Genomic DNA, 10,766 nt, shown 5'->3' with positions numbered 1-10,766 from the left:
CACAAAACGGCATCAACCGTCAAACAGGTCGATGCCGTGAAACCGCCAGCCCGTGTCAGCCTGCGACTGGGGTGCGCCAGTCATCAGAACCGGAGGTGCCAGACACTTCGTGGGTCCAGGTGATTTTGCGGTAGGTGAATTCAACGTCTTCCAGATGCGTGAAGTGCGAATTCGACGGATCCTGGCAGTTATGCATGTAATCCTTGATGTCGACGATGATCGCGTCTTCGAGTTTGGTGGTGAAGTAGTGCTCTTGAGTACCCGCTGCCGAGGTGCGATACCACTGGATGGTAATCTCAGTCAGGCGCTCGCCGGACGTCAGTGCAGCCAGCAGCAGCGGCGAGGACTTGTCGAACACCTTGGTGATTTTGACAGGCTTATGAACGCGTTGACCGGTCGGTTGACCCGATTGCGGATCGCGAGGAATGATCACTTCGTGGCTAAAGCCCTGAACCATGACCTGGTCTTCATGACCTTCCTGATAAGTGTTGCCGACCGAGTCAGCGGTGAACGCACCGGCAGTGATCAGGCCCTGTTTGGTACCTGTGATGGACATATACGCTGGCGTAGCCATGGATGTTCCTTGCTGAAAATAGAGGAACCCGCAGGCATGTTTGCGCTGCAGGTGCCGTAAACTCCATCAAGGTTTATGCCAATAAAATTAAATTCCTTATTTATCAACGGCATAGATTTAAATCCGTAGATTTAGCTAGCGCCTAACATAGGATTTATCAATAAAAGTGCGCAAGAAGTTGCGCAATACTGTGCAACTTCTTGCGCACTTGTCTGTGAGTATTTAAGTGCGTGCCCTGTAGAGATTTATTCACAGGGTTATCCACATTTTAGTGTGCAACTTTTGGCGCATGATGGCAATTTAGCCCCACTCGATTTCAGCATTCATAAATATCAGCCACTCAGGAATTCTCCCGATTCGTTTTCAGAATAGTCTTACATCTTTATCTATTGCGAAGAGTGCACTGTGCACCTGAAATATTTATTTCTGGATCCTTCTCAAGTCGCCAAAAAAAGGGAGACGCTCGGTAATCTAGCGATATTTCAGTCGATTAGGTTCGACAAGCAAACGCTAAAGCATTAATGCGGCGGCGCAGATTTTAAAATTTTTTGGACTGTGAGTTTCTGATGATTGCGTCGCGTACGTACAAATAATTAAACCTCATCGGTTTTGTCTCGCGTCATTGCAACTCTAATGGGCGTGTCGCGCCAATCTTAATTAAAGGTCATGGATGTCCTATTCCAGTAAGCTTTCTGCTCATTATCTCGAACTCGCGAAAACCTCTATTTCCAAGGAGAGTTTTGCGGGCGAAGACGTTCGGTTTTCGAGCGAGTATGAAGCGTTAGAAAGCGAGCTGGGTAAAGCCCAATCCATGCATGAAAGCGGCCAGATCGACTGGTTGAAAATCTGCGAAAACAGCGAAACCCTGCTGCGCACCCTATCCAAGGATTTACGAGTCGGGGCTTGGCTGACTTGGAGCCTGTACCAGCGCGAATCTTTCCAGGGGCTGCTGGCCGGCCTCGGTTTGTTGCACCACCTCTGTGAGAATCACTGGGCCGAAATCCACCCGAACAAAGCCCGCACTCGGTCCGCTGCCATCAGTTGGTTGGTGCCGCGTCTTGAGCGAGTGCTGAACGAAAATATCGCGATCAAAGAGCAACTGCCGCTGTTTCGTCGGATGGTGGAACACCTTGAAGGCCTTGACGTTGCGTGCACAAAACACCTGGGCGATGACGCGCCGTTGTTGCTGCCGATCTCCCGTCGCCTGAAAAACATGGTCCAGCGTGCTGCTGACAACCAGCCGGAACCCGGCGTGGTAGGCGCTGCTGTGGCCCAGGTCAAGCAGGTCGCAACGCAACTGTTCACCCCCGGTGCGCCGATCGACAACGAGAAAGAGGCCCACAAGGCTTTGCGTGCCCAGCAGGAAAACGCCCGCCCATTGTGCGCCTGGTGGCTCAAGCAAAAAGCCACCGATTTGCGTGCGCTGCGCCTCAATCGCACGCTGTTGTGGCTGCCCATCGACACGATTCCTGAGCGCAACAACGAGCAGATCACCGCGCTGCGCGGTCTGCCGGCAGACAAACTGAAGACCTATCAGGATAGCTATGATCAAGCTAAATACGCAGACCTGCTGGTGGAGCTGGAGGCCAGCTTGGCGAAGGCTCCATTCTGGTTCGATGGCCAGCGAATGGTTTGGGAATGCCTCCAAAGCCTGAACGCCGAGATGGCCATGCGCGAAGTGGAAATTCACTTCGCGCTATTTATTCAACGCCTGCCCGGCATCATCGAATTGCGTTTCCACGACGGTGCCCCGTTCGCAGATCCGGCCACTCGCGCCTGGATCAGTGCCAGCGTCACGCCGCACCTGCAAACTTCCAGTGCACCACGCAAGGTTGAAGCAACCGACACCTACTTGGCCTGGGAACGGGCCCTGGAGGAAGTCCTGCCGATCTTGCACAAAGACGGCCTCAGGGCTGCCGTGCAGATACTCAAGCAGGGCCTGCAAAGCGCTCACGGCGGACGCGTGCGGTTTTTCTGGCAATTTGCCATGGCCCGGCTGTGCTTCGCAGCCAAGAAATACGAGTTGGCCAAAACCCAACTCGAAGCCCTCGACCAAACACTATACGACTCAGGCTTGCAGGCCTGGGAGCCCGATCTTGTGCTCGAAGTGCTGCACTTGTTGCATAGCTGCTGCGAGTTATTACCGCAGAACCATGCTGTGCGTGAACGTAAAGAAGAGATTTATCGCAGGTTATGCCACCTCGATCTCGAAGTGGTACTCGAATAGGCCCCCGGGCCACAACCGCAAGGAGAAAAGCTATGACCAAAGAAGGCTCTGTAGCCCCTAAAGAACGCATCAACGTCACCTTCAAACCCTCCACTGGAGGTGCTCAGGAAGAGATTGAACTGCCGTTGAAGCTGCTGGCAATCGGTGACTACACCCATCGCAAGGACGAACGAAAAGTCGAAGATCGTAAGCCGATCAGCATCGACAAAATGACCTTCGACGAAGTGTTGGCCAAGCAAGAGTTGGAGCTGACACTGAGCGTGCCGAACCGCCTTCAGGAAGAAGGCGACACTGAAGAGCTGGCGGTGAAAGTACGCGTCAGTTCGATGAAGGACTTCAATCCGGCCTCGCTGGTCGAGCAAGTGCCTGAGCTGAAAAAACTGATGGAATTGCGTGACGCCCTGGTGGCCCTCAAAGGCCCATTGGGTAACGCACCGGCGTTCCGCAAAGCTATCGAAGGCGTTCTCGCCGACGACGAATCCCGTGGTCGAGTCTTGGGTGAACTGGGCTTGAACGCCGCCGCCCAGAACGCCTGATCCCCCATCAGCCAAGGAAGCCAACACAATGAGCAAGAGTGCAGCGCAGCAGAAAACTACCGAGAACGGCGAATACAGCATTCTCGACAGTATCATCGCCGAAACCCGCCTGACGCCGGACGACGAAGCCTACGACATCGCCAAACGCGGTGTGTCAGCCTTCATTGAAGAGCTGCTCAAGCCGCAGAACAACGGTGAGCCGGTCAAGAAAGCCATGGTTGATCGCATGATCGCCGAGATCGATGCCAAGCTCAGCCGTCAGATGGACGAAATCCTGCACCACCCGGACTTCCAGTCTCTGGAATCGTCGTGGCGCGGCCTACAGTTATTGGTCGATCGCACGAACTTTCGCGAAAACATCAAAATCGAAATCCTCAACGTCTCCAAAGAAGACCTGCTGGACGATTTCGACGATTCGCCGGAAGTAATGCAATCAGGCCTTTACAAGCACATTTACACCGCTGAATACGGTCAGTTCGGCGGGCAGCCTGTGGGCGCGATCATCGCCAACTACTTTATGTCTCCGAGCTCGCCGGACGTGAAGCTGATGCAGTACGTGTCCAGCGTTGCCTGTATGTCTCACGCGCCGTTCATTGCTGCGGCCGGTCCGAAGTTCTTCGGCCTGGAAAGCTTCACCGGTCTGCCGGACCTAAAGGATCTGAAAGATCACTTCGAAGGCCCGCAATTCGCCAAATGGCAGAGCTTCCGTCAATCCGAAGATTCGCGTTACATCGGCCTGACCGTGCCGCGGTTCCTCCTGCGTAACCCGTACGACCCGGAAGAAAACCCAGTCAAATCGTTCGTTTACAAAGAAACCGTCACCAACAGCCACGAGCATTACCTGTGGGGCAACACCACCTACGCATTCGGTACAAAACTGACCGACAGCTTCGCCAAATTCCGCTGGTGTCCGAACATCATTGGCCCACAAAGCGGTGGTGCAGTTGAAGACCTACCGTTGCACCACTTCGAAAGCATGGGCGAAATCGAAACCAAGATTCCTACCGAAGTTTTGGTCAGCGACCGTCGTGAATACGAACTGGCAGAGGAAGGCTTCATCTCCCTGACCATGCGCAAAGGCAGCGACAACGCGGCGTTCTTCTCCGCGAGCTCGGTGCAGAAGCCGAAGTTCTTCGGCATCAGCGCTGAAGGCAAGGCAGCAGAGCTGAACTATAAGCTCGGTACCCAACTGCCGTACATGATGATCGTCAACCGCCTGGCTCACTACTTGAAAGTGCTGCAGCGCGAGCAACTCGGTTCGTGGAAAGAGCGTACCGACCTCGAGCTGGAACTCAACAAGTGGATCCGCCAGTACGTCGCCGACCAGGAAAATCCCAGCGCCGAAGTGCGTGGCCGTCGTCCACTGCGCGCAGCCCAGATCATCGTCAGCGATGTTGAAGGCGAGCCTGGCTGGTACCGCGTCAGCCTGAACGTGCGTCCGCACTTCAAGTACATGGGGGCCGATTTCACCCTGTCGCTGGTTGGCAAGCTGGACAAAGAATAAGCGGAGCAACTCATGACTGGATACGGCAGCCTTTTCGAACGCCTGTGTGGAGACGCGGACAAACGCGTCGGCTGGAGCCGCGAGGTTTGCGCTATGGCGTCCGTGGCTGCCCATCTGACCAAGATGCTCAGCACCCGTGCGGGCAGCGTGCAGACGCTGTCCGATTACGGGTTACCCGATCTCAATGACATGCGCCTGAGCCTGCACGGCTCCCTGAGTCAGGCCCGTTTGGCCATCGAAAATTTCATCGAAGCCTACGAGCCACGCCTGAGCAATGTGCGTGTCATTTCCCTGCCGCGTGATCACGATCAGCTTCGCCTGTCCTTCAACATTGAAGGCCTGCTGGAAGTTGATGGTTTCAAGCGCCAGGTCAGTTTCTCCGCGCGCCTAGATGGCAGCGGTCAAGTCAGGGTCAGCTAAATGAAACTCGTATGCCCTGACATCCAAAAAGACAGGAAGCGAATAGTCATGAACACGCTTGAAGCGCAGGGCTACCTGAACGGTTTGTTCATGAGCTCGAATACCAGGCAGGTACCTCGTGTCCTTTAACCACTACTACCAAAGTGAGCTCACGGCACTTCGTCAGTTAGGTCGTCGCTTTGCCGAGCGTAGCCCGGCGTTGGCGCCTTTCCTCGGCCAAGCCGGACGGGATCCGGATGTGGAGCGATTGCTGGAGGGATTTGCATTCCTGACCGGGCGTCTGCGCCAGAAACTCGATGACGAGTTACCGGAGCTCAGCCATTCTCTGATGCAACTGCTGTGGCCCAATTACATGCGACCGCTGCCGTCGTTCAGTATTTTGCAGTTCGATCCGTTGAAACGTTCCGGCCCAGCATTAATGGTCGAGCGCAACACACCGGTGGAAAGCGTTCCGATTGATGACGTGCGTTGCCACTTTCGCACCTGCTATCCGACTGAAGTCTTGCCGTTGGACCTTGCTGCGCTGAATTACTCGGTGAAGGGCGATGGCTCGCTGTTGAGCCTACGTCTGGAGATGAGCGTCGACGGTCACCTCGGTGAGCTGGAATTGAGCCGCTTGCGTCTGCACTTTGCTGGCGAGCGTTACATCAGCCAGATGCTGTACCTGTGTCTGCTGCGTAACCTGGAAGGCATCGAGCTGATCCCTCTAGACGGCGCCGGTAACCCCATTAATGGTGTCAATGGCACGCCAATGGCGTTCAAGATGCCGGGTGACCGTGTGCAGCCGGTTGGCTTTGCTGAAGAAGAAGCGTTGATCCCATATCCGCTGAACACCTTTCGCGGTTATCGCTACCTACAAGAATATTTTGCCTTTCAGGACAAATTCCTGTTCGTCGATATCAACGGCCTGGCCCTACTCAAGGCGTTGCCGGCAGATATCCTCAAGCAGGTACGCGGTCTAGAGTTGCGTTTCGACATTCGCAAGAGTGGAGTCCTGCGCATGCGTCCGACCCTGGACAACGTGAAGCTTCACTGTACGCCCATCGTTAATCTGTTCACGCACGATGCATTACCGATCCGTCTTGACGGCAAGCAGGACGAGTACCTGTTGCTACCTGCCGAGTACGACCTGGAAAACTGCGGTGTGTTTTCCGTGGAAAGTGTCATTGGCTGGAAACCTGGCGGCCTCGGTTATCAGGCGTATGTTCCGTTCGAATCTTTCGAGCACGACCCTAGTTTCGATGTACCCAACAGCCGTCCTCATTACAGCATTCGCCAGCGTTCTTCCTCACTGCACGACGGCCTCGACACTTACCTGAGCTTCGGTATTCGCCAGACCGAAGCCCAGGAAACCCTATCGGTAGAGCTGACGTGCACCAACCAAAACCTGCCGCGTAAGCTCAGGCTTGGCGACATCTGCATCGCCTGCGAAGAAACGCCGGAGTTTTTGAGCTTTCGTAACATTACCCCCGCGACGTCGAGTTTCGCGCCGCCGCTGAACCGTGACTTCCTCTGGAAGCTGATCAGCAACATGTCGCTCAACTATTTGTCGTTGGCTGACGTCAACGCATTGAAGGTAATTCTCGAAACCTACGACCTGCCGCGCTACTACGACCAACACGCTGAAAAAGTCAGCAAACGCCTGCTCGGCGGGCTCAAGTCGATCAAACATCAACACGTTGATCGATTGCACCGAGGGTTGCCGGTTCGTGGGCTGCGCACCGAGCTGACCATCGACCCGCAAGGGTATATCGGTGAAGGCGACCTGTTCGTTTTCGCTTCGGTTCTTAACGAGTTTTTCGCGCTTTACGCCAGTCTCAATTCGTACCACGAACTGCGGGTAAAAAGCACACAGGGAGAGGTGTACCAATGGACACCACGTATGGGCCTGCAACCGCTTCTTTAAGCAGACTGACCCGAGGCATACGCGAATACTCGCTGTTTCAGGCCGTACTGTTAGTCGTTGATCGACTGCGCGAAGCACACCCTCATCTAAGCCAAGACGACTTGTACGAACAGTTAGAGTTTCAGGCCAACCCCAGTCTGGGGTTCCCCGGCAGTGACGTTGATCGTGTTGAATTCTTTCATGAGCACGGGCTGATGCGTGCACGACTGCGTTTTAATTTGATCGGGCTGGTTGGTTCCGGGTCACCACTGCCGGCGTTTTACGGAGAACAGGCCCTAGGCGACAGCGAGGACGGCAACCCGACCCGCAACTTCCTCGACCTGTTTCACCATCGCCTACAGCGGCTGATGCTGCCGATTTGGAAAAAATACCGCTATCGAGCCAGTTTCGAGAGTGGTGCCCTCGACCCTTTTTCCTCTCAGCTGTTTGCCCTGATCGGCCTCGGCGGTGAAAAGATCCGATGCGCTCAGGAGCTGAATTGGAAACGCCTGCTGCCGTATCTGGGCTTGCTCAGTTTACGCGCACACTCGGCTGCGCTGATCGAAGCGGTTCTACGTTACTACTTCAAACACGCCGAACTGACCATTGAACAGTGCATTGAACGCCATGTGGAAATCCTCGACGAAGAACGTAATAGCCTGGGGCGGGCCAACTCCGTGCTTGGTGAAGACGTGGTGCTGGGGGCGACCGTGCGCGATCGCAGCGGCAAGTTCCGAATCCACGTCCGCGAACTCGACTGGCAGCGCTTTCACGAGTTCCTACCAATCGGTTTCGGCTACCAGCCGCTGTGTGCACTGGTGCGGTTCACCCTCCGTGACCCGATCGCTTACGACATTCGCCTGATGCTGCGCCATGAAGAAATTCGCGAACTGCGTATTGGCGAGCAAAACGCTTGTCGCCTGGGATGGACCAGTTGGCTCGGCTGCGAAAAAGCGGACGGCGTGGTGACTCTAGGCAGCAAAATTCATTAAGGACAGATGACAAATGATTAACGTAGACCTGCAACAACTCATCCAGGCACTGGATGCCGAAACCCGTAGTGACCTGGAGAGTTCCGCCGAACGCTGTGTGGCTCGTGGTGGCAGCAAGATCCTCGTCGAAGACCTGCTGCTGGGTTTGCTGGAACGTCCGCAAGGCTTGCTTACCCGTGCACTGCTCGATGCTGAAATAGACGCTGGGGAACTCAGTGCAGCACTGCAATCAAGGGTAGAGCACAGTGCTTCACGTAATCCGGTGTTCGCCCCGGAACTGGTGCAGTGGCTGCAAGATGCCCTGCTGGTGGCCAACCTTGAACTGGGCCAGACCGAGGTTAAACAGGCTTCACTGATTCTCGCGTTGCTGCGTAACCCAATGCGCTACGCCGGTAGTCGCTACCAGCCTTTGCTGGCCAAATTGAATATCGACCGCCTGAAAGAGTTCGCGTTGTCCCAGAAAGAGCAGTCGGAGACCGGTAAACCGGCCGCGTCAGGTGAGTTCCTGTTGCAACGTTTTACCCACAACCTGACCCAGCAGGCCCGTGACGGAAAACTCGACCCTGTACTGTGTCGCGACGGTGCTATCCGGCAGATGGTTGACATCCTTGCTCGGCGCCGCAAGAACAACCCGATTGTTGTCGGTGAAGCTGGCGTCGGTAAAACGGCCATCGTTGAAGGCCTGGCCTCGCGTATTGCTGCTGGTGAAGTGCCGCAAGCGTTGAAAGGCGTCGAGTTGCTGTCTCTGGACATGGGCCTGTTGCAAGCCGGTGCCAGCGTCAAAGGTGAATTCGAACGTCGCCTCAAAGGTGTGATTGACGAAGTCAAAGCGTCGCCAAGGCCGATCATTCTGTTCATCGACGAAGCCCATACCTTGATCGGTGCGGGCGGTAATGCCGGTGGCTCCGACGCCGCCAACCTGCTTAAGCCAGCGCTGGCCCGAGGAGAGTTACGCACCATCGCTGCGACTACCTGGGCGGAGTACAAAAAGTACTTCGAGAAAGACCCTGCGCTGGCTCGTCGATTCCAGCCAGTGCAATTGCACGAACCAACTGTCAGCGAGGCGGTGACCATCCTCCGTGGCCTGGCTCAGGTTTACGAGAAAAGCCATGGCATCTATTTGCGTGATGACGCGGTGGTCGCCGCTGCCGAGTTGTCCGCTCGTTACCTGGCGGGCCGTCAACTGCCGGATAAAGCTGTCGACGTACTCGACACCGCCTGCGCCCGTGTGCGCATCAGCCTCGCAGCAGCTCCGGAAAGCCTGGAGCGGCTGCGCGGCGAGCTGGCAGAGGGTGGCCGTCAACGTCAGGCCCTGCGCCGCGATGCCGAGGCAAGCCTGTTGATCGACCGCGAAGCGCTGGATACCTTGGAGGCGCGCCTGGAAGAAGCCGAATCCGAATTGGTCGCGTTGGAAACCCTATGGACCGAACAGAAAACATTGGCTGAGCATCTGCTGGAACTGCGCCAGCAACTGGCCAAGGCCCGTGAAGCCGCCTTAGGTACCGTAATCGAAGCCCTGCCGGTAGACGAAGCGCAAAGTGTCGAAACGCTGGAAGTCGTGCTCAACGAAACTCACAAAGCGCTGACCGAGTTGCAAGTCAAAGAGCGCCTGGTGAGCTTTGAGGTCTGCCCGCGGCTTGTGGCTGAAGTGATCAGCGCCTGGACCGGCGTACCCCTGGCGCAGTTGGCCCGTGAGCACAATGTCAAGGTTGCCAGCTTCGCTACTGACATCGGTGCCCGCATTCGTGGTCAGGAACAAGCCGTTCACGCCCTTGATCGCGCGATGCGCGCTACCGCCGCCGGCCTGAACAAGCCCGATGCACCCGTGGGTGTATTCCTGCTGGTTGGTCCAAGTGGCGTCGGCAAGACCGAAACCGCACTGGCCCTCGCTGATTTGTTGTACGGCGGTGATCGTTTCATCACCACCATCAACATGTCCGAATTCCAGGAGAAGCATACCGTTTCGCGCCTGATCGGTGCACCACCAGGTTACGTCGGCTATGGCGAGGGCGGCATGCTCACGGAAGCCGTACGGCAGAAACCGTATTCCGTCGTGCTGCTCGATGAAGTCGAGAAAGCCGACCCTGACGTGCTCAACTTATTTTACCAAATCTTTGACAAGGGCGTAGCCAACGACGGCGAAGGGCGCGAGATCGATTTTCGCAATACGTTGATTCTGATGACCTCTAACCTGGGCAGCGACCACATCAGCGAACTCTGCGAAAACGGCGCACGGCCATCGGCTGAAGTCCTCGAAGAAACCATTCGCCCGGTGCTGAGCAAGCACTTCAAACCGGCGCTGTTAGCGCGGATGCGTGTGGTGCCTTACTACCCGGTCGGTGGGCCGGTGCTACGCGAACTGATCGAAATCAAACTCGGTCGTCTGGGCGAGCGCCTGAACCGTCGTCAGCTCGACTTCACTTACTCACAGGGCCTTGTCGATCACCTGGCCGAACGCTGCACCCAAAGTGATAGCGGCGCGCGTCTGATCGACCATTTGCTGGACCTGCACGTACTGCCGTTAGTGGCTGATCGTTTGCTGGACGCGATGGCCACCGGCGAAAGCCTCAAGCGCGTTCACGCAACGCTCGACGGCAACGCCAGTGTGATCTGCGAGTTCGCCTGAGG

At 56.0% G+C, this 10,766-nt stretch carries 8 protein-coding genes; 7 read left to right on the top strand and 1 reads right to left on the bottom strand.

The features are described from left to right. Positions 1-55: 55 nt before the first annotated feature. Positions 56-574, bottom strand: a complete 519-nt coding sequence (locus BLU75_RS07680; protein ID WP_019824892.1) for an Hcp family type VI secretion system effector — start codon at positions 572-574, stop codon at positions 56-58. Between the two features lie 670 nt (positions 575-1,244). Here BLU75_RS07680 and tssA point away from each other — a divergent pair. The 7 genes from tssA to tssH all read left to right on the top strand — a co-directional run bounded on the left by tssA (position 1,245) and on the right by tssH (position 10,764). Continuing rightward, on the top strand, positions 1,245-2,801 hold the full coding sequence (gene tssA / locus BLU75_RS07675) for a type VI secretion system protein TssA (RefSeq protein WP_084378005.1): 1,557 nt from the start codon (positions 1,245-1,247) through the stop codon (positions 2,799-2,801). Between the two features lie 32 nt (positions 2,802-2,833). Then, complete coding sequence (gene tssB, locus BLU75_RS07670) at positions 2,834-3,337, top strand: type VI secretion system contractile sheath small subunit (protein WP_084378006.1); 504 nt, start codon at positions 2,834-2,836, stop codon at positions 3,335-3,337. Positions 3,338-3,365: 28 nt separating this feature from the next. After that, the gene (tssC, locus tag BLU75_RS07665) at positions 3,366-4,841 is read left to right on the top strand and encodes a type VI secretion system contractile sheath large subunit (protein WP_084378007.1); all 1,476 of its coding nucleotides are present in this window, start codon (positions 3,366-3,368) and stop codon (positions 4,839-4,841) included. Between the two features lie 12 nt (positions 4,842-4,853). Beyond that, entirely contained in the window at positions 4,854-5,261 is a 408-nt protein-coding gene (gene tssE, locus BLU75_RS07660) for a type VI secretion system baseplate subunit TssE (RefSeq protein ID WP_084378008.1), read from the top strand. Positions 5,262-5,379: 118 nt separating this feature from the next. Continuing rightward, a complete protein-coding gene (tssF, locus tag BLU75_RS07655; protein WP_084378009.1) occupies positions 5,380-7,167 on the top strand; it encodes a type VI secretion system baseplate subunit TssF in 1,788 nt (595 codons plus the stop codon). After that, positions 7,131-8,138 carry a type VI secretion system baseplate subunit TssG gene (gene tssG / locus BLU75_RS07650; RefSeq protein WP_084378010.1) on the top strand — a complete coding sequence of 336 codons (1,008 nt, stop codon included), beginning with the start codon at positions 7,131-7,133 and terminating at the stop codon, positions 8,136-8,138. Before tssF ends, tssG begins: the two co-directional genes overlap by 37 nt. Positions 8,139-8,151: 13 nt before the next feature. Continuing rightward, positions 8,152-10,764 (top strand): type VI secretion system ATPase TssH, encoded by a 2,613-nt coding sequence (gene tssH / locus BLU75_RS07645; RefSeq protein WP_084378011.1) that lies wholly within the window; start codon positions 8,152-8,154, stop codon positions 10,762-10,764. The last annotated feature ends 2 nt before the right edge of the window (positions 10,765-10,766 follow it).

It is taken from the genome of Pseudomonas mucidolens (genome assembly GCF_900106045.1).
Lineage (GTDB): Bacteria > Pseudomonadota > Gammaproteobacteria > Pseudomonadales > Pseudomonadaceae > Aquipseudomonas > Aquipseudomonas mucidolens.
This window is presented reverse-complemented; position numbering and strand designations above follow the sequence as displayed.